This window comes from Leisingera sp. ANG-M1, from assembly GCF_000813745.1.
Classification (GTDB): domain Bacteria; phylum Pseudomonadota; class Alphaproteobacteria; order Rhodobacterales; family Rhodobacteraceae; genus Leisingera.
Map to the genome: position 1 here is coordinate 140,747 of NZ_JWLC01000010.1, position 22,007 is coordinate 162,753.

Consider the following 22,007-nt stretch of genomic DNA (forward strand, 5'->3'; position numbering starts at 1 on the left):
GCTACCCCATCAACTGATAGCTCACCGGCACATAGCGGAAACCCTCGCCGCGGGTCTCCACAAAACCGGCCGCTGGGAACGGCATGTGGTAACCGATCATCGGCACCCTGTCCGCGGCCAGCATCCCCAGCACCTTCCGGCGCGAGGCACTGGCAGCCTCCGCATCCGCATCAAAGCTGAAAGCCCAGTCCGGCCGGGCGAAACTGTAGACATAGTGGTTGGCCAGATCCGCCGTCAGCAGCAACTGCCGCCCGCCGCTCTCCAGCATGTAGCACATATGCCCCGGCGTATGACCAAAGCTCGCCACTGCGGTTATCCCGGAAGCCACGCTGCCGCCGTCATCAATGAAGGTGGTCTTTTCGGCCAGCGGCGTCACATTGCTGGCGACCAGATCGCCAACCCGGTTGCCGGGCTCCATCTTGGACCAGAAGTTGTACTCAGCTGCAGCCGTCACATAGCGGGCGTTGGGAAAGGTCGGCGCTCCATCTGTCATCAGCCCGCCGATATGGTCGGGGTGCATATGGGTTATTACCACCACATCGATCTGGTCCGGCGTCACCCCGGCGGCGGCCAGAGCCTTGGCAATGCCGCCCATGCCCAGTCCGGTGTCAAACAGCACCAGCTCGGCGCCGGTATCGACCAGAGTAGGAGTGAAGTAGAACTGCAGCGTATCGGATGAGATGAAGTTCTCCGCAGAGATTTGGGCAAACTCCTCATCGCTTGCAGCCGCTCCGAACATGGCCTTCTGCCCCTCGCGCGCAATCGACGTGTCAAGCAGCGTGGTGACAGGCATCCCGCCCAGTTTGAAGGAATGGGCAATCGGGGCCTCGGCACGGCCGCCATGGGCACCTGCCAGCACCGGGGTAGCAGCATTGGCAAAGGGCAGGGCTGCCGCGCCTGCCAGCGCTGCGCGTCGGGACAAGGGAACAGTCATCGGGGGATCCTCCAAGTTGCATTGGACTTGCCGCATCCTAGCGCCGCTTGCGCCGGGGGCTGTAAACAATCCTGTGATGAGGCACACTCGGGGCAGGAGGGCCGCATATGAGCCAGAACAAGACCGTTCCCACCGGCGTCAGCGTCGAGGGCTTTCTCGCCTCTGTTGAACCGGAGCGAAAGGCGCTTGAGGCACAGCAGCTGGATGCCCTGTTCCGTCAGGCCAGCGGCTTTGCACCGCAGATGTGGGGGGCGACCATCGTCGGCTACGGGCGTTACCACTACCGCTATGCCACAGGCCGCGAGGGCGATTTCCTCGCCACCGGCTTCTCGCCGCGCAAGGCGCGCCATTCTATCTACATCATGCCGGGGTATCAGGACTATGGCGCGATTCTCGCCCGCCTCGGCAAGCATAAGCTCGGCAAAAGCTGCCTCTATGTGAATAAGCTCGCCGATATCGATCTGGACGTCCTGTCCGAGCTGATCATAACCGGCCTCAAAGACCTGAATGCGCTCTGGCCGGTGCAGCCAGACTGACCCGCTCTTTCCTCTTGCCCAAAATATCCCCGCCGGAGGCACGCGCCAAAGGCGCGTTAACCCCGCTGAAACTGGACAATCCGCCGCCCATGTGACAAGGCAACGGCAACAGGAGATCCGAGATGACCACCACCCGTTTTGCCCCGTCGCCGACCGGCTATATCCACGTCGGCAACCTGCGCACCGCGCTGATGAACTACCTGATCGCCCGCAAGGCCGGCGGCACCTTCATCCTGCGCATCGACGACACCGACCCGGAGCGGTCCAAGGAAGAATATGTCGATGCCATCAAACAGGACCTGGAGTGGCTGGGCCTGACCTGGGACAAGGTGGAGCGCCAGTCCGAGCGGCTCGACCGCTATGTCGCTGCGGCAGACAAGCTGCGCGAAATCGATCGGTTCTACGAGGCCTTCGAGACTCCGACTGAGCTGGACCTGAAGCGCAAGAAGCAGCTCAACATGGGCAAGCCGCCGGTCTATGACCGCGCCGCGCTGGCCTTGACCGGCGACGAAAAAGCCGCCCTTCGTGCCGAGCGCGGGGATGGCGTCTGGCGTTTCAAGCTGGATCACCAGCGCATCGAATGGGCCGACGGCATCCTGGGCGATATCTCCATCGATGCGGCCTCGGTCTCCGACCCGGTGCTGATCCGCGGCGACGGCCAGTTTCTCTACACCCTAGCCTCGGTGGTGGATGACACCGAAATGGGCGTGACTCATGTGGTGCGCGGCTCCGACCATGTGACAAACACCGCGACCCAGATCCAGATCATCGAGGCGCTGGGCGGTACCGTGCCGTCGTTTGCCCACCACTCGCTGCTGACCGGCCCGCAGGGCGAGGCGCTGTCCAAGCGCCTCGGCACGCTGGCGCTGCGCGATCTGCGCGAAGCGGGCATGCAGCCGATGGCGCTCCTGTCGCTGATGGCGCGCCTGGGCTCCTCCGATCCGGTCGAGCTGCGCAGCGAAATGGCCGAGCTGATCGATGGCTTCGACATCAACCGCTTTGGCGCGGCGCCGACCAAGTTTGATGTCGAGGACCTTTATCCGCTGACCGCCCGCCACCTGCAGTCGCTGCCGCTGGAGGCTGTGCAGGGGCAGGTGGATGCGCTGGGTGTCCCGGCGGAGAAACAGGCTGCCTTCTGGGATATGGCAAAGGAAAACATCACCACTCTCAAGGATCTGGCCGGCTGGTGGGAGCTATGCCGCGACGGCGCCGAGCCGCTGGTGGCCGATGAGGACAAGGAGTTCATCGCCGAGGCAATGGCGATGCTGCCCGAAGGTCCCTATGACGGCGATAGCTGGAAGACCTGGACCACGGCAGTGAAAGAGGCCACAGGCCGCAAGGGCAAAGGGCTGTTCATGCCGCTGCGCAAGGCGGTCACCGGCATGGAGCGCGGGCCTGACATGGGGGCGCTGCTGGCGCTGATGGAAAAGGTCCGCGCCCGCGGCTGACCCGGGCTGGACAGTGCAGAAGATACCAGGCGGCACTCCCAAGTGCCGCCTTTTCTATTCCGGTCCGTGACTGCCGGCGCGGCTCTCCCGCCCGCCGGAGCAGCATCAAAGATGCCGCCCCTGCGGTTGGGCCGGGCGCCGCGCATCCGCGCGGCGCAGCACCGCACCGCAGGTGCGGTGCCATACCCAACTGGCCATGGTGCAGCTTGCCTGCGCCGGGACAGGCGGGAGGGCCTGCGGACCTGCCGAACGTTTTTTGAAGGGTGCCGCGGGTTCAGCCCAGCAGAAAGCGGGCACCTGTCTCCGCAATCAGGCTGTCGAACAGATCCCGCTCTTGCGCAGACAGCACCTGGTGGCGCGGGTAGCGCGGTGCTGCCCGGTCATTCAGGACCGAAGCCTCCCAGCCATCGGTGGTGGCGATGAATTCCTTCACCCCGGCCTCGCCGAACACCTGCAAATACCCCTGCAGCACCACATCCAGATAGCTGAGCAGCACCGGATGCCTGTCCGTCACGCCGTTTTGTTTCTCCGGCGCCACGGCGTATACTGAAATCTCCGGCGCACCCGCTGCGTCATGCTGCACCTGATCGGTCGCCGGAAGCCGCTCATAAGCAAATTCCCGTTCGTCCAGTGCCGCCCAATCCGCCCCTGGCACCTCGGCAATCAGCCCGTCGATTGCACTGTCCGCGCAGGGCACGGCTGACAGAAACGCCACATCGCGCAGTCCCGTGTGCACCCAGGCCCGCCGCCAGCCCCGCAGCCGCGCCGGCCGGGCGCCGCCATAGCTGTGAGTGGCCGTGTTCACCAGGCTGCCGTAGCCAAAGAAGAAGGGAGCTGCCATGCTTCAGAGCCTTTCCGCCGCAATTCCGTTTATTGATGTATGTCAAACCGCTTTTTCCGCTCCCATGCAATAAGCGATGCATTGAAGCTGCGGGAACGAGTCATGCGTATTACCAAAAGGACCAACATCGCCGTGCGGCTGCTGATGTACTGTGCCGCCCACGAAGACCGCCTGGTGACCAAGGCCGAGATTGCTGATTGCTGCAATATCTCGGAGAACCACCTGGCCCAAGTCATCAACCAGTTGAGCCAGCTCGGCTATCTGGCCACCCAGCGCGGCCGCAATGGCGGCATGAGCCTGGGCAAGCCTGCCGGGGAGATCCGGATCGGGGATGTATTCCGCGACGTCGAGGGCAACCTGCCGATGGTGGAATGCTTTGCCGATGCCGATAACACCTGTCCGCTGTCTGAGGCGTGCCGTTTGAAGGTGGCACTGGCGGATGCAGCGCAGGCCTTCTACGCCTCGCTGGACGACATATCTCTGGAAGCGCTGGTCTGCGACAACCATGATCTGCTGCGGATCCTGCAGCCGGTGTCCTGCGGCGCCCGCTGAATCGGGACGCCGCAGCCTGTCTTACTCCCGGGCGCGCAGGATGCGGGCGGGCTTGGCGGCCAGTGGCCGCAGTGCAAAGGCGAGCCCGGCCAGCAGCGTGGTCAAAACACCGCCGGAAATCACCAGCAGGGCATTGGGCCAGATCACCGCGTAGTCTGTCTCGAACACATAGGCATTGATCGCCCAGGCCCCGGCAATGCCCGCCGCTAGCGCCACCGCGCCGGCTGCTGCCCCCAGCAAAGCCGAGCGCAGGGCAAAGCTCGCCAGGATCTGTTTGCGCGGTGCGCCAAGCGTTTTCAGGAGCGCGGCCTCATAGCGGCGCGCAGGCTCCCCGGCCGCAGCTGTTCCCAAAAGCACCAGGAAACCGGTCAGCAGCGTCGCTGCCGCACCGTAGGCCGTGGCCGCCGCCAGCTGGCGCAGGATGTCCGACACCCGGTCGATGGCGTCGCGCATGCGGATGGCGGTGATATTGGGCATCTCGCGTGCCAGGTCGCGCAGGATCGCGGCCTCGGCGTGCTCCTCGGCATAGACGGTGGCAAGGAAACTATGAGGGGCACCTGCCAAGGCGGCCTCGTTCATCACAATAACAAACCCCATGCCCGCAGTAGAGAAATCCACGTTGCGGAAGCTGGTGATGGTGCCGGTGATGTCGCGTCCCAGGATGTTGAGCGTCAGCGTGTCGCCCAGCTGCAGCCCCATCTCCTCTGCCTCTTCGGCGGAGAAGCTGATTTGGGGGTCGCCCGAGTAATCCTCCGGCCACCATTTGCCTGCGGTCACAGTTGTGGTCTCAGGCAAGGCGGCGGCATAAGAGACGCCGCGATCGCCTTCGACCACCCAGTGATCGCCAGCAACCTCGGTGGCGGGCTGGCCGTTGATCCGGGTTACCACACCGCGCAGCATCGGTGCGTTCTCCACCCGGGTCACTGCCGGGTCATTTTCCACCCGCTCCAGGAAGCTGGGCATCTGGCTGCGCTGGATGTCGACGAAGAAATAGGAGGGCGCCACGTCCGGCAGGTTGCCGGCAATGGCCCGGCGCATGTTGCCGTCGATCTGGCCGATGGCGGCCAGTACCGTAAGGCCCAGGCCCAGCGCCAGCACCGCAGGCACCGCGCCGTCGCGGGCACTGCCGATGGACGAGAGTGCCCAGCGGAGCGCAGGCCGGCCGCGCGACGCTCCGGTGCCGCGGCGGGCCAGGAAACCGATGCCAAGCGCCGCAATCAGCAGCACGATCAGCGAGCCCATCAGCCCGCCCGCGGTCCACAGCGTTAGCTCAGCCGAACCGCTGAACCAAGCTGCGAGCCCGACCAGCGCGCTAAGGGCTGCCGCTGTCGCCACCAGGTAACGCGGCGCGGGCAGCCGGGTGCGGCTGGCAAAGGCATCGCGGAAAAGCGAGGCGGCGCGGATGCGTTCAGCCCGCGCCAGCGGCCACAGGGCAAACACAAAGGCGGTCAGCAGCCCATACAGCGCAGCTTCGATCAGCGCCGAAGGGTAAAGGGAGAACACCGCCGGGAACGGCAATTGCGCTGCGATCAGCGGCCCCAGCAGCACCGGCATCAGCCCGCCGATCCCCAGCCCGATCACCACACCCAGCATCGCCAATGCGCCGATCTGCAGGAAATAGGTGAGAAAGATCGTCTGCCGCTCGGCTCCCAGCGTGCGCAGGGTCGCAATGGTTGACGTCTTTGTCGCCAGATAAGCCCGCACCGCGGCAGAGACGCCGACACCGCCCACCGCCAAGCCTGACAGCCCCACCAGCACCAGGAAGGCGCCCAGGCGTTCGACAAACTCGGAAATCCCCGGCGCGCCGTTCCGCGCATCGCGCCAGCGCATGCCAGTGGTTTCGAACAATCCCTCGGCTTCGGACTGCAGGGCGTTCAAGTCGTGGCCCGCAGGCAGCTCCATCCGGTATTTGGTGTCAAACAGAGTGCCGGTCGCCAGCAGGCCGGAGTCGGCCAGGTCCGGGGTTGCTACAATGGTCCGCGGTCCCAGTTCAAACCCCGAGGCCGCCGCATCCGGCTCCAGCGCGATCATCGCCATCAGCCGGAAGTCTTGGGTTCCAAGCCGGAATGTATCCCCTGGCTGCAGCCCCAGCCGATCTGCCAGCACCCGGTCCATCACCCCGCCGGGCAGGCCATCGGCGCCCGCCAAAGCGGTCTCCAGCGGCATCTCCGGCGCCAGCTTCATCTCGCCTTTCAGCGGGTACAGCCCGTCCACCGCCTTCACCTGGGTCAGCCCGCGCTCCTCGCCCACCGTCGCCATCGAGCGGAACTCGGCAATCTCTGAATAGCGCAGCGTGTTCTCTGCCAGCCATGCGCGTTCATCGTCATTGGCAAAGCGGTAGGTGAAATTCAGCTCGGCATCGCCGCCCAGGATCGTCGCGCCCTCGCGCGACAGTCCGGTCTCGATCGAGGCGCGGATCGAGCCGATGGCGGCAATCACCCCAACCCCCAGCGCCAGGCAGGCGAGGAAGATGCGGAACCCTTTCAGACCGCCGCGCAGCTCGCGCAGGGCAAAGCGCCAGGCCAGGCGGAAAGCGGAAGTATTCATTCCGCCGCCTCGCGCGCGGCCTCATCGTCGACGCGCCCGTCGCGCAGCCGGATCACCCGGTCGCAGCGCGAGGCGAGCTCCGGCGCATGGGTGACCATCACCAGCGTTGCGCCATAGCGGTCGCGCAGTCCGAACAGCAGATCCATCACCGCTTCGCCGTTGGCTTCATCCAGGTTGCCGGTAGGCTCATCCGCCAGCAAAATCGCAGGCCGCGGCGCCAGGGCTCGCGCCAGCGCCACCCGCTGCTGCTCGCCGCCCGACATCTGAGCGGGGAAATGGCCAGCCCGGTGGCCAAGGCCGACGGCCTCCAGCTCCGCCTGGGCACGCTCAAAGGCATCTTTGACGCCTGCCAGCTCCAGCGGTGTCGCCACGTTTTCCAAGGCGGTCATGGTGGGGATCAGGTGAAAGCTCTGGAACACCACGCCCATGTTATTGCGGCGGAACCGCGCCAGCGCGTCCTCATCCATCGCAGTCAGGTCCTGGCCCAGGGCGCTAACACTGCCGCCGGTCGCCTGCTCGAGCCCGCCCATCAGCATCAGCAGCGAGGACTTGCCCGAGCCGGACGGGCCGATCAGCCCCAGGGTCTCGCCCTGCTGCACGTCCAGCGAGATGCCGTGCAAAATCTCTACCGGGCCGGTATTGCTATTCAGGGTCAAAGACGCATCTAAGAGATGCAGAACGGGGCTGTTATCTTTGGTCATCGGGCCTGCCTGTTGGATCCACCTATCGGATATGGAGTGTTTGCGGCGATGCACAAGATACTGGCGCTGTTGAGTTTGATGCTTTTTGCCGGCACCGCCGGGGCTGAACCGCTGCGGATCACCGCCTTCGGCGACAGCCTGGTGCAGGGCTACGGGCTGCCGCAGGGCCAGGGACTGGTGCCGCAGCTGGAACGCTGGCTAAACGAAAACGGCGCTGAGGTGGTGCTGCAAAACGCCGGTGTCTCGGGCGACACGACCGCCGGCGGGGCTGAGCGTGCCGAATGGACCCTGTCTGACAACCCCGACGGATTGATTGTGCTGCTGGGCGGAAACGACCTGCTGCGCGGGCTGTCGCCGGACGAGGCGCGTGCCAATATGACCCGCATCCTGCAGGCGGCTGAGGCCAAGGGGATTACAGTCATGCTCATCGGCATGAAGGCACCGCCGAACTACGGGCCCGAGTACAAGGAAAGTTTTGATGCCATCTACCCGGAGCTGGCCCGGGCCTTCGGCGCGGTGCTGCACCCGGATGCCTTTGCCGGCATCGCGGCAGAAGCGGGCGGGGACCCGGCAGCGGCGCAGGCCTACATGCAGGACGACGGCATCCATCCCAACGCCCAAGGGGTGGCGCTGAACGTAGCGGCGCTGGGGCCGGTTGCGTTGCAGCTGGTTGAGAGCATCCGCAACTGAAAACAGCCCCGGAATGGCAGGGCTGTCTGAATTCTCTTACTCTGGATTGGAAATCCGGATCAGGAGACCAGCGCAATATCCACTGCGGACTCGCGGCCATCACGGCCGGCGCGCAGTTCGTAGGTCACTTTCTGATTGTCCGCCAGGCCGGTCAGCCCCGAGCGTTCCACTGCGGAAATATGGACAAAAACGTCCTTGCCGCCTTCGTCGGGCGCAATAAAGCCGTAGCCTTTGGTGGTGTTGAACCATTTGACGGTGCCAGTGGCCATCGTCTCGTACTCCTAAGTCGTCTCAAATTATCTGCCCGCGGATTGCGGCAGGCCGGCAAAGTCTGCAGATGATCATGACCGTGCCGCGCAGGCTACAGTGATGGCATTCGCGTAACGTCGCGATGACACAATTGGGTATGAAACCCTGTTAGCGCAAGAAAAATGCGGAATGACGCGGGGTTTCGACGCAGATTCCGGCAAGACTGTGCCTAAAGAACCGTCACCACAGTGCCCAGCGGCACCCGCTCGTACAGATCCGTCACATGCTCGTTCAGCATCCGGATGCAGCCATTGGACACAGAGTGGCCAATGGTTTGCGGCTGGTTGGTGCCGTGGATGCGGAAATAGGTGTCGACACCGTTCTGGTACAGGTATAGCGCCCGCGCACCCAATGGGTTTTTCGGACCGCCCGGCTGAATATATTCATTGTCGACGAATTTCGCATAGGCGCGGGGGTCGCGTTCGATCATTTCCGGGGTCGGACGCCAGCTGGGCCATTCCCGCTTGCGCTGGATTACTGCAGAGCCGGTGAACTCAAGCCCGGCCTTGCCGACACCAACGCCATAGCGCATCGCCTTGCGGGGTTCGGTCACGTAGTAGAGATAAAATGACCGCGGCAGCACCAGGATCTGGCCAGGGGCGAATTCTTTCTTGATGCGCACCTCCTGGGGGACGGGATCAAAAGGGGGCGGGTCCTTTTTGCGCGCCAGTGCAGGCAGCGGCAGCAGCGCCGCCGCCGCGGCTGCAGTGCCAGTGTTCAGGATGTCCCGGCGTGTCAGCATGGCCAAACCTCCGAATTTCCGTTGTCTCTGCTTCTCATCTTCCGGTGGCAGAGGCTTCCGGTCAACGGGCTTGCGCAGCTGGGCGGGCAACTGTTGCAAGTGCGGCGGCTGCAAGCATGCAGACGGCGATCCAGCCGAAGTACCAGAACTGCCCGGCCAGCAGGTCTTCGGCGTAGGAAGCGGCAAACCGCGCCTTGCCTGTGCTGGCAACCGCAAAGGCGGCAGCGCCGAAGGCGGCAAAGCCTCCGGCTGTCAGCCAGCGCGGCAGCTGCAGCCGCCCGGCGGCAAGCGCAACAGCCAGGCCGGGCAGCGCGCCCAGCCAGATTACCTTGCCGGCCCACCAGGGATGCGCACCCAAAGCGGCTGTGAGGTTCAGGAGATGGGCCAGTTCTGCGGCAACCAGAACGGCGGCGAGGGGCGGCAGGAGGCGGAGAATCTGTTTCATGCATCCGACATCGGAACCGGACGCTGCGGTTGCCATCCCCGGTGACAGGTTTGTGATGCGCTGCCAGCCGCTCTTGCGGCGGGCCAGGCTGCGGCTGTATCAGGGCATGTCCGCAACCGGAGGAGCTGCCATGGGCGCCAAGACACTGACTTGCCTGACCTGTGCCCAGCTGAACCGGGTGCCGGAGGAGAAGCTCGCCAAGGGGCCGAAGTGCGGCACCTGCGGTGAAGCGCTGCTGCCGGGCAAACCGGTGGATGTGGATCCGGCGACGCTGCAGAAAGCAGTCCAAAACGACGATCTGCCGCTGGTGGCCGATTTCTGGGCGCCCTGGTGCGGCCCCTGCAAATCCATGGCGCCGGAGTTCTCCAAGGCTGCCAAGGCGCTTGGCGCCAAGGCCCGGCTGGTCAAGCTGAATACCCAGGCGCACCAATCCACCGGCGCCCGCTACCGCATCCGCGGAATCCCGACTCTGGTCGCTTTTGAACGCGGCAAGGAAAAGAAACGCCAGGCCGGCGTGATGCGCCAGGGCCAGATCGTGAGTTGGGTAAAGGGTTAAGCCCGGCCGCCGAGGGCGGGTTTGAGGCGCGGCTGCGGCTGCATCCGGCTGCGCAAGGCCGCGGCGCCAATCACCAGCATCGCAACGGAAAGCCCTGCGCCAGGATAAAGCAGCAGGCTCACCCAAACGCTCAGCCCGGCCGCCGCATACCCCAGCACTGCGGCCGCAAACCCCGCAATCATGCCCAGAATGATACCGGCCCAAGCCATGGCGCCTCCTTTTCCAGCCACCAGTCTAACCTGGCGGCCGTATCGTCTCTCAACCCTATCTTCCGCAGGAAATTGTTAAAAAATGGCTTAAATTGCGGCGAAAAGATGCGGGCGGTCGCCCCGAAAGAGCAGCCCGGCGTTATTTCGAGATCAGCGCCACGCCGTCCTTGGCCTTGGGCATCTTGCCCTTGCCCTGCTGCAGCACATGCGCCATCTCATGAGCAAGCAGGTAAGAGTCCTTGGCATAGGCGGGTTTCGCCACATAGACATGATTGCCAACGGTAAAGGCACGCGCCTTCAGCTCTTTGCAGACTTCCTTGGCATTGCCGCCCATATGCACCCGCACCTTGCCCAGGTTGCCGCCGAAATGCGCCTCCAGCCCTTTGCGCAGGTCGCCGGGCAGTTTCTTCTCGGTGGTGCCTTCCGGCGCGGTCTTGAGCTTCCTGCGCTTGGCCTTCCGGCCTTTGGTCGCCTCGACTTCTGCCTTCACCTCTTCCGGTTTCAGAGTCATGGGGGATCCTTTCCAACGCTTTAACCAGCACATGGGCGCGGGGGCGCCTGTGGTGAGGGTAGGGCGAAGGGCGGGAAGGGCAAAGAGGGCGGGAAGGCCGAGGCCAACCGCTCAGCCAAACGTATAGAAGCTGTATTCCGGTGGTGGAGCCAACGTCCCCGGGCCGCTTAAGGCCCGGGCTGCGCCTGCCTGCCCCCCGGCAGGCGCATTCGCGCCCGCCCAGGCAGCCGCAGCCCTAATGTTTTGTACCTATTGGGACGTGAGGCGCCAGCTGCACGGCCCGCGCCTGACCTTCCCGTCATGCCGGAGGCATGCTTTCAGCATGACGAAGGCGCATCCGATCGCTCCCAAGGTCAGGCGCGAGCCTAGTGTTGGATTTGGTTTAGAAATGAAGAGTAACTCTAGCGAATGCTGCAATATTGCTCAAAGTACGCCAGCACTTCGGGTAATCCTTGCAGTTTGATTTTGTGAGATCCGAGTGGTGAAGACACTATCAGTTTAGCACGCCGATCTGCGAGAGCCGCCTCTTGTACAGCCGCTATGAAAGCCTTGTCATCACTCGCATTCGTGGGAACAAGTTTCACCGATCCCTTTAGTTTCGAACGGGAAAACGCGAAAGAAATCCCTGAAATATTGGCGGATGCCGATGAATCGTCCGGAATGCTCCGCCCGAAGTCAAGCACTGGCGTAACGGCATTCCGGTTCTGCGAACCCCAAAGTTTGAGCAAGACGCGAGTTTTAGGATCCTGACAATTCTGGCGGTCGCAACGATGGGCCTGACAAGATAAGCCATGAAACTCGGTCATTGCTGTAAAGACATGCCAGCCGGATATACGAACCTCGTTTTTGGGGTCCAAAGCAGCTGCCGGAGTGGCGACCGCCAGACAACTGGCAGTCACCACTAAGAGCCAGTGAATCAGGCTCAATCGCATGAGTTACCGCACAAACTTCTTGTGCTTCAACCGCTTGGGCTCCAGCGCGTCGGGGCCCAGGCGGCGTTTCTTGTCCTCTTCGTAGTCCTCGAAGTTGCCCTCGAACCACTCCACATGCGCGTCGCCCTCAAAGGCCAGGATGTGGGTGCAGATCCGGTCGAGGAAGAAACGGTCGTGCGAGATCACCACGGCGCAGCCGGCGAAATCGACCAGCGCGTCTTCCAGCGCCCGCAGGGTTTCCACGTCGAGGTCGTTGGTCGGTTCGTCGAGCAGCAGCACGTTGCCGCCCTCTTTCAGCAGGCGCGCCATGTGGACGCGGTTGCGCTCACCGCCGGACAGCAGGCTCAGCGGTTTCTGCTGGTCGCCGCCCTTGAAGTTGAACGAGGAGCAATAGGCGCGGGAGTTCACCTGCGCGTCGCCCAGTTCGATGATCTCGGCGCCGCCGGAGATCGCTTCCCAGACAGTTTCATTGTCCTTCAGATCATCGCGCGACTGGTCGACATAGGACAGTTTGACGGTGTCGCCGTATTCCACGGTGCCTTCGTCGGGCTGCTCCTGGCCGGTCAGCATCTTGAACAGGGTCGATTTACCGGCGCCGTTGGGGCCGATCACGCCGACAATGCCGCCCGGCGGCAGCGAGAATTCCAGGTTTTCGATCAGCTGCTTGTCGCCAAAGTGCTTGGCGAGGCCGTTGACTTCGATCACCTTGGAGCCGAGGCGCGGGCCGTTCGGAATGACGATCTGGGCGCGGCCGACCTTTTCACGCTCGGACTGGCTGGCCATCTCGTTATAGGCGGCGATACGGGCCTTGGACTTCGCCTGGCGGGCTTTCTGGCCCTGCTGCATCCACTCCAGCTCGCGCTCCAGTGTCTTCTGCTTGGCCTTGTCCTCGCGCGCTTCCTGTGCCAGGCGTTTCGCCTTCTGTTCCAGCCAGGCGGAATAGTTGCCCTCGTAAGGAATGCCGCGGCCGCGGTCGAGCTCCAGGATCCAGCCGGTGATGTCGTCCAGGAAGTAGCGGTCGTGGGTGACGCAGAGGATGGTGCCCTTGTAGTCGATCAGGTGCTGCTGCAGCCAGGCGATGGTCTCGGCGTCCAGGTGGTTGGTCGGTTCGTCGAGCAGCAGCATGTCGGGCGCTTCAAGCAGCAGCTTGCACAGCGCCACCCGGCGGCGCTCACCACCCGACAGGTCCTTGATCGGCGCGTCATCCGGCGGGCAGCGCAGCGCCTCCATCGAGACGTCGACCTGGCTGTCCAGATCCCACAGGTTCTCCGCATCGATGGCGTCCTGCAGCTCGGTCATTTCGGCCATCAGCTCATCGGTGTAGTTCTCGGCCATCTCCACCGCGATCTGGTTGAAGCGGTCGACCTTGTCCTTCTTCGCCTTGACGCCGAGCATGACGTTTTCGCGCACAGACAGGTTCTCGTCCAGCTGCGGCTCCTGCGGCAGGTAGCCGACCTTGGCGCCCTCGGCCGCCCAAGCCTCGCCGGTGAAGTCCTTGTCAAGGCCGGCCATGATCTTCATCAGCGTGGACTTACCGGCGCCGTTGACGCCGACCACACCGATCTTCACGCCGGGCAGGAAGGAGAGGTGGATGTTTTCAAAGCATTTCTTGCCACCCGGGTAGGTCTTGGAGACACCCTGCATGTGGTAGACGTACTGGTAGGAGGCCATGTGCTCGCTCCGTTAAGGGGGGAAATCGCTGGCGGGAGTGATAGCGGATGGGCGGCGGCGGGGCAATTCAAAGGTTACCTTGCCGAGCGCCGCTGTGTGCCTGGCTTGGCAGGCCTTTCAGCGGGCGCTAGGGTTCGGAAACGAGCCGACTGGAATTGAAAGGAATAAATTTGAGATCCTTGGCCGCTATGTGCGCATTCCTGGCTTGCTTATCGCTGTCTTCCTTCGCCAGCGCGCTGGAGATTAAGAGCCAAACGGTTATCAAGGGGTGGTCTGTTATTGAAGCAAAGACAGACCGGGATGGCCTTTCCTGCCAGGCACTCCGCTGCGATCAGCCGGATTGCAATTCCCGGGAAGCGTCTGTGTCTCTGTTGCTTTGGGGGTCGAAGTACCGCAACGCAATAACGCCGATGGTTGGTCTTGGGTCAGATCTTCCCAGAAGGTTTCCTGCCCAGCTTAGTGTCGGGGGTAAGGCGTTTGCTTTTAGTCAAAACAAGAAACCTGGCCCACACCGTTTGCTGCCCAAACGGAAAACTGATGATGCTAAAATCATAAGGGCAATGTTGACAGCCTTGTCCCGCGATCCGCAGGCAAATGCCCATGTGACATCCTCGCTTGGGGAGCAAAAAATTAGTCTGGACGGGCTTCCGGAAGTGCTGGCTTACTTTGAAGAACATTGCTGGATCAACTAGACAGTCCGCTAGGGCTGCACTGAATGAGGCTAAAGAGCTTGTGGTAGGCAAGACGCTGTAATTCAAACCGTCCCGTGCGCAGCACGGGCAGCGCCCGACCTCCCCCACGGGAGGGCGCTACGCACCCGCCCGAGGCCGGGCACGGCCCTCTGTTGCGTGAAGGCGCCGCTCAACATGTGATTGATCTCGCCCGCAAATTATGCGCATCAAGGCCTTCATGGTTTGTAAGCTGCCGCATATCCGTCCGGGGCAGAGCGTCGGGCTGCTGGGAGGATCTTTTGATCCGCCGCACCGGGGCCATGCGGCGATTGCGCAGGGAGCGCTCACGGCCTTTGGGCTGGATCACCTGGTGCTGCTGGTGTCGCCAGGCAATCCGCTGAAAGTCCGCCAGCCGGCTCCGCTGAGGCGGCGGATTGAGGCCTGCGAAAAACTGATCCGGCATCCGCGCATCCATATCAGCGGCATCGAGGCAGATCTTGGCACCCGCTACACCGCCCAAACCCTGCGCCATCTGCGCCGCCGCCATCCTGGCGTGCGTTTTGTCTGGCTGATGGGGGCGGATAATCTCACCCATTTCCACCGCTGGAAGGACTGGCGGCAGATCCTCGACACGGTGCCGGTGGGCGTATTGGCGCGCCCGAATGACCGCATCTCGGCGCGGTTTTCGCCTGCAGCAACGATCTACCGTCACGCCATGCTGAAGGGCTGCGAAAGCCATCTACTGGCACAGTCCGAAAGCCCAGCTTGGTGCTTCGTCAACGTGCCGATGGTGGATGCGAGCTCAACCGAGATCCGCGCCCGCGGCGAGTGGTCAGCGGCGTAAAGCCGCCGAGGCCAGCCCCGCCGACAGGACCACCGTCAGCCCGGCCCAGGTCCACAGGTCGGGCAGGTCGCTGAACACCGCCCAGCCCAGGCCCACCGCGGCCACCAGCTGGAAATAGACCATCGGCGCCAGCTTCACCGCCTGCACGCGGGCATAGGCAAACAGCAGCAAGAGATTGCCGGTCATCGAAAATGCCGCACTCCCCACCGTCAGCGCCGCGGTTGACGGCGTGAACTCGGGCAGGCTGGAAAGGCCCAACGGCAGCATCAGCACCGCGCTCAGCAGCAGCTGGGTCAGGCTCAGTTCCAGCGGCGAGCCCACATGCGCCAGCCAGCGCGAACTGGTCAGGAAACAGCCGTAGAAACAGCCGGCCAGCAGTGCCCACATGAGGTTGACGGAGCCGCCCAGCCCGGGCCGCACCACGATCAGCACGCCGAGGAATCCCAGCGCCATCAGCAGGCTGCGCAACAGCGTTGCCTGTTCGCGCAGCAGCAGCACCGACAGAACGTAGCTGACAATGGGGCCGATGAAGAAGGCGGCAAAGACATTGGCCAGCGGCTCGGTCTGCAGCGCGAACTGGATCGAGAAGATGCCGCCGGTCAGCAGCCCGGCGCGCAGCCACAGCCGCGGGTCGCGCAGCAGTGTATAGGCCCGGCGCGGCACAAAGGGCAGGATCAGCAGGGTGCCGATAGCAAACCGCGACCAGGCAACAAAGGCCGGTGCCGCCAGCCCGCCGCCGGTCAGCAGCTTGCCGCAAAGATCGCCTGCGGGGATCATCGACATCGCCGCGAACATCAAAAGAACTGCCTGTAACATGGGCGCCAGCGGTAGCAGGAGATCCGCCGGGGCAAAACCCCGGATCTTCAACCGTCCGGTCCAAAGGCGGATTACCGGGAAACGGGGATTGAAGCCGCCGAAGTCCTGCGCCAAAAAGAACCTATGACTTCGCGCCGGATGTTCCTCCTCTCCGGGCTTGCCGCATTGGCGGGCTCTTCTGCTTTGGCCAATGCTCCGGCCGTTTCCCTGCGCCCGGTGGCCCGCCGCGTCAGTTCGCTGGCCGCGGGCTCGGACGGGCTGAAAGCGCTGCTGGCACGGGCCAAGCTGACCGGCCACGCGGTCTGCGCGGTGGCGGATGTGAAGACCGGCCAGGTGCTGGAATCCTCTGGCGGGGCAGAGGCTTTGCCGCCCGCCAGCGTCGCCAAGGCGCTGACCGCGCTTTATGCGCTGGATGTGCTGGGGGCGGATCACCGGTTTGAGACCCGCATCCTGGCCACCGGCGGCGTGGCTGGCGGTGTGGTCAAGGGCGACCTGATCCTGGCCGGCGGCGGCGATCCAATGCTGAACACCGACCATCTGGCGCTGCTGGCCAAGGCGCTGAAGACCGCCGGCGTGCGCGAAGTGCGTGGGCGGTTCCTGGTCTGGGAGGGCGCGCTGCCTGCAATCAGGACAATTGATCCGGGCCAGCCCGACCACGTCGGTTACTCCCCGGCAGTCAGCGGCATTGCGCTTAATTTCAACCGGGTGCATTTCGAATGGAAGCGCGCCTCCAGCGGCGGCTGGGCCATCACCATGGATGCGCGCACCGAGAAGTACCGCCCCGAAGTCGCCACAGCCCGGATGAAGATCGAATCCCGCGCGGTGCCGGTCTACACCTACGCGGATAGGGGCGGGGTGGATCAGTGGACCGTGGCCAGCAAGGCGCTGGGCAAAGGCGGCGCGCGCTGGCTGCCGGTGCGCAATCCAGGCGCATATGCGGGGGATGTGTTCCGCACCCTGGCACGCTCCAATGGTATTGCCTTGCCAAAAGCGCGCACCGCTAAATCGCTGCCCGAGGCACAGCTGCTGGCGCAGCACCACAGCCCGCCGATGGATGTGATGCTGAAGGCGATGCTGAAATATTCCAACAACCTGATGGCTGAAATGATCGGCATGGCGGCTACTGCCCGCCGCGCCGGACGGCCAGCTTCATTGAAAGCTTCGGCGGCAGAGATGAGCCGCTGGGCGGCCGGGACATATGGCATGTCCGGCACAAAACTGGTGGACCACTCGGGCCTTGGCGATGCCTCGCGGATGACACCTGGCGACCTGACCGGGGCTCTGGTGGCGGCCTACAAGGCCGGCCATCTGAAACCGCTGCTGAAACGCTTCCCGATGCGCGACGCCAAAGGCCGCATTCTCAAGGGCCACCCGATCCAGGTTGCGGCCAAGACCGGCACGCTGAACTTCGTCTCCGGCCTCGGCGGCTTCATGACCGCGGCCGACGGCACCGAGCTGGCCTTTGCCATTTTTACCGCCGACCAGAAGGCCCGCGCCCGCATTCCGCGTGCCCAGCGGGAGCGCCCGCAAGGCGCCCGAAGCTGGAACCGCCGCGCCAAGCAGCTGCAGCAGCAGCTGATCGAACGATGGGGCGCTGTTTACGGCAGCTGACCGGCCTCTGCCACCGTTTTACCGGTCTGCGGATCATACAGCCCGCCGCCCAGATGCACGTGCCCCCAGCCCATGATCTGCAGCAGGACCGGCTCCAGGCTGCGGCCCTGGTCCGTCAGCGTATACCGGTAGCGGACCGGGCGGTCCTGATAAGCCTCCTTTGTGATCAGCCCCAGGCCCATCAGCCGTTTCAGCCGCTCTGACAGCAGGTTGGCGGCGATGTGCTCTTCGCTGGCCTGCAGCTCCTGAAAGGTATGCTTGCCATGCCACATCAGATCGCGCACCACCAGCAGGGTCCATTTGTCCCCCAGAACGTCCAGCGTGCGGGCAATCGAACAGCGTGAGCGGAAGGCGGTTTGCGGCTGGGTCATGCGGGGCTCCAGGGAAATTCATCCCAGCCAGAATAAGACACTTTCAAAATGAAAGCCACTCATGCAGAGTGACTTGCAATTTGAAAGTGAGTCGTGTGCACAGGAGACGCCGCATGGAAGCAATTGGAAACACACCACTGGTAAGGCTCAGCTGCCTGGCCGGGCCGGACAGCGCCGAGGTTTGGGTAAAGTGGGAAGGCGCCAACCCCACTGGCAGTATGAAGGACCGCATGGCGCTGTCGATGATCGAAGGGGCGGAACGCCGCGGCGATTTGCAACCCGGCGGGCGGGTGGTCGAATATACCGGCGGCAGCACCGGCAGTTCCCTGGCGATGGTATGCGCGGCGCGCGGCTACCAGGCGCATTTCGTTTCCTCAAACGCGTTTTCCGAGGAAAAGCTGCAGACCATGCGGGCCTATGGGGCAAAGGTGGAGGTCATTCACGCCGAAGGCGGCATCCTGACCGCCAGCGTCATTGACCGCACCATTGCCCGCGCCAAGCAGCTGGCGGCGGAACCCGGCGTGTTCTGGACCGATCAGGTCAACAACATGGACAACAAGCGCGGCTACCACGGCATGGCCCGGGAGATCCTGGCGCAACTGGACGGTCCGGTGGATGAGTTTGTGATGGCCGCGGGCGGCGGCGGCTGCATTTCGGGCAATGCCGAAATTCTGAAGCAGCACAACCCGGATACCCGCATCACCGCCATCGAGCCTTACAACGTGCGCAACCTTTCCGGCGGTGATACCAGCGGCACCCACCAGCTGGAGGGTATCGGCCTGTCTTTCCTGCCAAAGATCCTGCGCCGCGATCTGATTGATGATGTGGTGCCGGTCCGCGACGAGGACGCTTTCGCCGCCGCCCGCATGCTGGCGCAGCAGGAGGGGCTCTTGGGCGGCATCACTTCGGGCGCCAATATCTGGGCCGCATTGCAGCGGGCCCGGGAACTCGGCCCGGGCAAGCGGGTTGTGACCGTGGTGATCGACACCGGGCTGCGCTACCTGAACTGCGGGCTGCACGGCTGAAGCCCGCCTGGGCGCCGTATCAGCCTCCTGCGGCAAAGGCACGCGCGCGCATCAGGTCCCGGGCCAGTTCGGCCAGGATTGCCATGCTGAAGCCGCCCAGGGCCTCGCGCCGGTCCTTAGCCGCGCCCCAGGCGTTGTCGCAGCGGATATTGTCGAGAAACTCATGCCCGGCCCAGGTCAGCCCGTGCACCACCCAATTGCCGCCGGCCAGCCGCGAGAAGCGGGCAAATCCGGCGCTTTCCAGCAGCTCCAGGTGATACGCCAGTTTGCGCGCCCCGGCCTCCGGCAAGCAGCCGTCCAGCGGCAGCATCATCGCCGCAGCCGCGGCTTGCGGCAGGGTGCAATAGCCCCCCCGCCCCGCCTCGATTTCGAGAAGGAGTTTCCGGATCTCATCAATATCCCGCTGCCACGCCGCCATTGGCCTGAACCCTTGCACAATCACACCGCGGCGAAATGGTGCGGAACGATCCCGCGCACAAGTCCGGGTTGTGCAAGGCCGCTATGCTGTGCAGGCAAGTTCCGCTAGGTCAAGCAGCCGCGCCGGCACGCCATTTCTTCTGGCTCAAAATATCCCGGGGGAGGCCGTCAGGCCGGGGGCAGAGCCCCCAATCCTTTCTTATCGTTCAGACCATATGCCGCGCGCGAGCGCCGCGCTCGATGGCGGCGGCATGCAGCCGGTCGATGTTCAGCTCGTAACGGACCTCGGCCAGGAACTCGAGTTCGGTCTCGCCAAGGATACCGTCGGCGGCGGCCACGTCGCAGGACAGCGCATAGGCGGTCTCAAACAGCCGCTCCGGCAGATCGCCGCGGATAAGGCCGAACAGTGCGGCCAGCCCGTCTTCCTGCTCGAACAGGTCCAGCACAGTCTGCGAAATGCGGCTGACCCGGTCGATATCGTAGTCTGCAAACACCGGCAGCATGTTCACCGCCGACTGGATCTTGACCAGCTCCGAGGTGCGGATGTTCTCGTCCGAGGCCGATACCGCCACCATCAGCGCCACCAGGCAGTCCTGCGGGGTCATCGGGTGCGGGGTTTGCTCACTCATGGACGAAATCCTTATCTGCTCTCAATATTGACCCAATCAGGATAGGTATGCCCGCGCAGCACTTCAACAACAGCCTGCGGCACCGCGGCAAATTTTGCGCAAAGCCCGCCGCAAAACCCTGCTCCGCAAGGGGTGGCATTATTGACTCATGCTGCATCGGCACAATAGAGAGGCACGTCCGGTTGCGCCCCGCGCCTCCGGTGATCCCGAAACCACAGACGCCGTTGGAGAACATTATGTCTGATCTGCGCGAAGAAGCTCTCAAGAGCAAAGCCTGGCCGTTTGAAGAAGCCCGCCGGGTGCTCAAACGCTATGCCAAGGGCGCGCCGGAAAAGGGCTATGTTCTGTTTGAGACCGGCTATGGCCCCTCCGGCCTGCCGCACATCGGCACCTTTGGCGAGGTCGCCCGCACCACCATGATCAAGAAAGCCTTCGAGGTGATCTCGGACATCCCGACCAAGCTGATCTGCTTCTCGGATGACCTCGACGGCATGCGCAAGGTGCCGGGCAATGTGCCGAACCCGGAAAGCCTGCATGACCATCTACAAAAGCCGCTGACCAGCGTGCCGGATCCGTTCGGCACCCATGAAAGCTTCGGCCACCACAACAATGCCATGCTGCGCCGGTTCCTGGACACTTTCGGCTTCGAGTATGATTTCTACTCGGCCAAGGATTTCTATGAATCCGGCCAGTTCGACGAGGTTCTGAAGCGCGCCGTCGAAAAATATGACGACGTGATGGCGATCATGCTGAAATCCCTGCGGGAAGAGCGCCGCCAGACCTATTCGATCTTCCTGCCGATCCACCCGGAAACCGGCCGCGTTCTGTACGTGCCGATGAAGAAGGTCTGCGCCGAGACCTATACCATCACGTTCGACGACGAAGACGGCAAGGAATGGACCCTGCCGGTCACCGGCGGCAACGTGAAGCTGCAGTGGAAACCGGACTTCGGCGCCCGCTGGGCAGCGCTGGGCGTGGACTTTGAAATGTACGGCAAGGACCACTCCACCAATACGCCGATCTATGACGGCATCTGCCGGGTGCTGGGCCACCGTGCGCCGGAGCATTTCACCTATGAGCTGTTCCTGGATGCCAACGGCCAGAAGATCTCGAAAACTTCCGGCAACGGCATCTCGATCGACGAATGGCTGACCTATGCCTCGACCGAGAGCCTGGCCTACTTCATGTACCAGAAGCCCAAGACCGCCAAGCGGATGCATTTCGATGTGATCCCCAAGGCGGTGGATGAGTATCACCAGCAGCTGCGCGCCTACCATGGGCAAGACCTGAAGGCACAGCTAAACAACCCGGTCTGGCACATCCACGCAGGCGACGTGCCGCAGTCGGATATGGTGGTGCCGTTCTCGATGCTCTTGAACCTGGCCTCCGCTTCCAGCGCCGAAGACAAAGCCACCATGTGGGGCTTCATCAACAAATATGCGCCTGACGCGACACCGGAAACCCACCCGGGCATGGATCAGGCCGCGGGCTTTGCGGTGGCCTACTTCAACGACTTCGTGAAACCGGCCAAGACCTTCCGCCTGCCCACCGATCAGGAGCGCGCGGCGCTGCAGGATCTGGCGGATGCGCTGAAGTCTTCGGACGCCGCGCTGGCGGCCATTGCCAAGAAGAACGAGATCGCAGGCAACACCGACCCGCTGCCTGAGGCCGATTTCGCAGACGAGGAATTCCTGCAGTCAGTGGTCTTTGCCATCGGCAAGATCCACGGGTTCGAGCCGCTGCGCGCCTGGTTCTCGGCGATCTACGAAGTGCTGCTGGGTGCTTCCCAAGGCCCGCGCTTCGGCGGCTTTATCGCGCTGTATGGCGTTGAAGACACCATTGCGCTGATCGAAAAGGCGCTGGCGGGCGAGCTGGCGTAAGCAGGCCAAACGCTAACGGTATTTGTAAAAGGGAGCGCTTGCGCTCCCTTTTGTTTTTCCGCTCCAAAGCTCCCCGAAGCAAAACATTGACCTCACCTTGCCGTGAGCTACCTGTGAGG

25 protein-coding genes are annotated in these 22,007 nt (G+C 63.5%); 10 read left to right on the forward strand and 15 right to left on the reverse strand.

The window, feature by feature from the left end; translation table 11 throughout:
• Window position 1: 1 nt before the first annotated feature.
• A complete protein-coding gene (locus RA19_RS09445; RefSeq protein ID WP_039161958.1) occupies window positions 2–934 on the reverse strand; it encodes an MBL fold metallo-hydrolase in 933 nt (310 codons plus the stop codon).
• A 107-nt stretch (window positions 935–1,041) separates the two neighbouring features.
• Between RA19_RS09445 and RA19_RS09450 the strand changes: the two genes are divergently transcribed.
• A complete protein-coding gene (locus RA19_RS09450; RefSeq protein WP_039161959.1) occupies window positions 1,042–1,470 on the forward strand; it encodes a DUF1801 domain-containing protein in 429 nt (142 codons plus the stop codon).
• A gap of 122 nt (window positions 1,471–1,592) precedes the next feature.
• Window positions 1,593–2,918: a glutamate--tRNA ligase gene (gene gltX, locus RA19_RS09455; RefSeq protein WP_039161961.1), complete on the forward strand. Its 1,326-nt coding sequence runs from the start codon at window positions 1,593–1,595 to the stop codon at window positions 2,916–2,918.
• Between the two features lie 274 nt (window positions 2,919–3,192).
• Here gltX and RA19_RS09460 read toward each other — a convergent pair whose 3' ends face one another.
• Complete coding sequence (locus RA19_RS09460) at window positions 3,193–3,759, reverse strand: gamma-glutamylcyclotransferase family protein (protein WP_039161963.1); 567 nt, start codon at window positions 3,757–3,759, stop codon at window positions 3,193–3,195.
• A gap of 102 nt (window positions 3,760–3,861) precedes the next feature.
• Between RA19_RS09460 and RA19_RS09465 the strand changes: the two genes are divergently transcribed.
• Window positions 3,862–4,311 (forward strand): RrF2 family transcriptional regulator, encoded by a 450-nt coding sequence (locus tag RA19_RS09465; RefSeq protein ID WP_039161965.1) that lies wholly within the window; start codon window positions 3,862–3,864, stop codon window positions 4,309–4,311.
• 21 nt (window positions 4,312–4,332) lie between these two features.
• On the opposite strand, the gene RA19_RS09470 is transcribed toward RA19_RS09465, so the two are convergent.
• Window positions 4,333–6,858: an ABC transporter permease gene (locus tag RA19_RS09470; RefSeq protein WP_039161966.1), complete on the reverse strand. Its 2,526-nt coding sequence runs from the start codon at window positions 6,856–6,858 to the stop codon at window positions 4,333–4,335.
• Complete coding sequence (locus tag RA19_RS09475; RefSeq protein WP_039161967.1) at window positions 6,855–7,559, reverse strand: ABC transporter ATP-binding protein; 705 nt, start codon at window positions 7,557–7,559, stop codon at window positions 6,855–6,857. Before RA19_RS09475 ends, RA19_RS09470 begins: the two co-directional genes overlap by 4 nt.
• Before the next feature lie 48 nt (window positions 7,560–7,607).
• Here RA19_RS09475 and RA19_RS09480 point away from each other — a divergent pair, with 48 nt between their 5' ends.
• Window positions 7,608–8,249, forward strand: a complete 642-nt coding sequence (locus tag RA19_RS09480) for an arylesterase (RefSeq protein ID WP_039161968.1) — start codon at window positions 7,608–7,610, stop codon at window positions 8,247–8,249.
• Window positions 8,250–8,308: 59 nt separating this feature from the next.
• Here the strand turns inward: RA19_RS09480 and RA19_RS09485 are convergent, their stop codons facing one another.
• The 3 genes from RA19_RS09485 to RA19_RS09495 form a co-directional block, all read right to left on the reverse strand.
• Window positions 8,309–8,518: a cold-shock protein gene (locus tag RA19_RS09485; protein ID WP_039132699.1), complete on the reverse strand. Its 210-nt coding sequence runs from the start codon at window positions 8,516–8,518 to the stop codon at window positions 8,309–8,311.
• A 209-nt stretch (window positions 8,519–8,727) separates the two neighbouring features.
• Window positions 8,728–9,300: a L,D-transpeptidase gene (locus RA19_RS09490; RefSeq protein WP_039161970.1), complete on the reverse strand. Its 573-nt coding sequence runs from the start codon at window positions 9,298–9,300 to the stop codon at window positions 8,728–8,730.
• A 61-nt stretch (window positions 9,301–9,361) separates the two neighbouring features.
• Entirely contained in the window at window positions 9,362–9,745 is a 384-nt protein-coding gene (locus RA19_RS09495; RefSeq protein ID WP_052261726.1) for a hypothetical protein, read from the reverse strand.
• Window positions 9,746–9,875: 130 nt separating this feature from the next.
• On the opposite strand from RA19_RS09495, the gene trxC reads away from it, so the two are divergent.
• The gene (trxC, locus tag RA19_RS09500; RefSeq protein WP_039162070.1) at window positions 9,876–10,301 is read left to right on the forward strand and encodes a thioredoxin TrxC; all 426 of its coding nucleotides are present in this window, start codon (window positions 9,876–9,878) and stop codon (window positions 10,299–10,301) included.
• On the opposite strand, the gene RA19_RS09505 is transcribed toward trxC, so the two are convergent.
• The 4 genes from RA19_RS09505 to ettA all read right to left on the reverse strand — a co-directional run bounded on the left by RA19_RS09505 (window position 10,298) and on the right by ettA (window position 13,624).
• Window positions 10,298–10,510 carry a hypothetical protein gene (locus RA19_RS09505; RefSeq protein WP_039161972.1) on the reverse strand — a complete coding sequence of 71 codons (213 nt, stop codon included), beginning with the start codon at window positions 10,508–10,510 and terminating at the stop codon, window positions 10,298–10,300. The two genes, trxC and RA19_RS09505, sit on opposite strands and share 4 nt — an antisense overlap.
• 139 nt (window positions 10,511–10,649) lie before the next feature.
• On the reverse strand, window positions 10,650–11,021 hold the full coding sequence (locus tag RA19_RS09510) for an eCIS core domain-containing protein (protein WP_039161974.1): 372 nt from the start codon (window positions 11,019–11,021) through the stop codon (window positions 10,650–10,652).
• Window positions 11,022–11,422: 401 nt separating this feature from the next.
• Window positions 11,423–11,947 carry a hypothetical protein gene (locus tag RA19_RS26535; protein ID WP_152615725.1) on the reverse strand — a complete coding sequence of 175 codons (525 nt, stop codon included), beginning with the start codon at window positions 11,945–11,947 and terminating at the stop codon, window positions 11,423–11,425.
• Between the two features lie 9 nt (window positions 11,948–11,956).
• Window positions 11,957–13,624, reverse strand: a complete 1,668-nt coding sequence (ettA, locus tag RA19_RS09515; protein ID WP_039161975.1) for an energy-dependent translational throttle protein EttA — start codon at window positions 13,622–13,624, stop codon at window positions 11,957–11,959.
• Window positions 13,625–13,812: 188 nt separating this feature from the next.
• Between ettA and RA19_RS09520 the strand changes: the two genes are divergently transcribed.
• Window positions 13,813–14,316, forward strand: coding sequence for a hypothetical protein (locus RA19_RS09520; RefSeq protein WP_039161977.1), 504 nt, complete (start codon window positions 13,813–13,815; stop codon window positions 14,314–14,316).
• A gap of 217 nt (window positions 14,317–14,533) precedes the next feature.
• Window positions 14,534–15,139 (forward strand): nicotinate-nucleotide adenylyltransferase, encoded by a 606-nt coding sequence (locus RA19_RS09525; RefSeq protein ID WP_039162071.1) that lies wholly within the window; start codon window positions 14,534–14,536, stop codon window positions 15,137–15,139.
• Here the strand turns inward: RA19_RS09525 and RA19_RS09530 are convergent.
• Window positions 15,128–15,955 carry a DMT family transporter gene (locus RA19_RS09530; protein WP_039162073.1) on the reverse strand — a complete coding sequence of 276 codons (828 nt, stop codon included), beginning with the start codon at window positions 15,953–15,955 and terminating at the stop codon, window positions 15,128–15,130. The two genes, RA19_RS09525 and RA19_RS09530, sit on opposite strands and share 12 nt — an antisense overlap.
• 123 nt (window positions 15,956–16,078) lie before the next feature.
• Between RA19_RS09530 and dacB the strand changes: the two genes are divergently transcribed.
• Window positions 16,079–17,566, forward strand: a complete 1,488-nt coding sequence (dacB, locus tag RA19_RS09535) for a D-alanyl-D-alanine carboxypeptidase/D-alanyl-D-alanine endopeptidase (protein ID WP_039161978.1) — start codon at window positions 16,079–16,081, stop codon at window positions 17,564–17,566.
• Here dacB and RA19_RS09540 read toward each other — a convergent pair.
• The gene (locus RA19_RS09540) at window positions 17,554–17,937 is read right to left on the reverse strand and encodes a winged helix-turn-helix transcriptional regulator (protein WP_039161979.1); all 384 of its coding nucleotides are present in this window, start codon (window positions 17,935–17,937) and stop codon (window positions 17,554–17,556) included. The genes dacB and RA19_RS09540 overlap by 13 nt on opposite strands.
• Before the next feature lie 113 nt (window positions 17,938–18,050).
• Between RA19_RS09540 and RA19_RS09545 the strand changes: the two genes are divergently transcribed.
• The gene (locus RA19_RS09545) at window positions 18,051–18,962 is read left to right on the forward strand and encodes a PLP-dependent cysteine synthase family protein (RefSeq protein WP_039161982.1); all 912 of its coding nucleotides are present in this window, start codon (window positions 18,051–18,053) and stop codon (window positions 18,960–18,962) included.
• A gap of 19 nt (window positions 18,963–18,981) precedes the next feature.
• On the opposite strand, the gene RA19_RS09550 is transcribed toward RA19_RS09545, so the two are convergent.
• Window positions 18,982–19,380: a DUF2513 domain-containing protein gene (locus RA19_RS09550; RefSeq protein WP_039161983.1), complete on the reverse strand. Its 399-nt coding sequence runs from the start codon at window positions 19,378–19,380 to the stop codon at window positions 18,982–18,984.
• Between the two features lie 205 nt (window positions 19,381–19,585).
• Window positions 19,586–20,008: a tellurite resistance TerB family protein gene (locus RA19_RS09555; protein WP_039132891.1), complete on the reverse strand. Its 423-nt coding sequence runs from the start codon at window positions 20,006–20,008 to the stop codon at window positions 19,586–19,588.
• Between the two features lie 236 nt (window positions 20,009–20,244).
• Between RA19_RS09555 and RA19_RS09565 the strand changes: the two genes are divergently transcribed.
• Entirely contained in the window at window positions 20,245–21,888 is a 1,644-nt protein-coding gene (locus tag RA19_RS09565; protein ID WP_039161988.1) for a lysine--tRNA ligase, read from the forward strand.
• Window positions 21,889–22,007 lie beyond the last annotated feature (119 nt).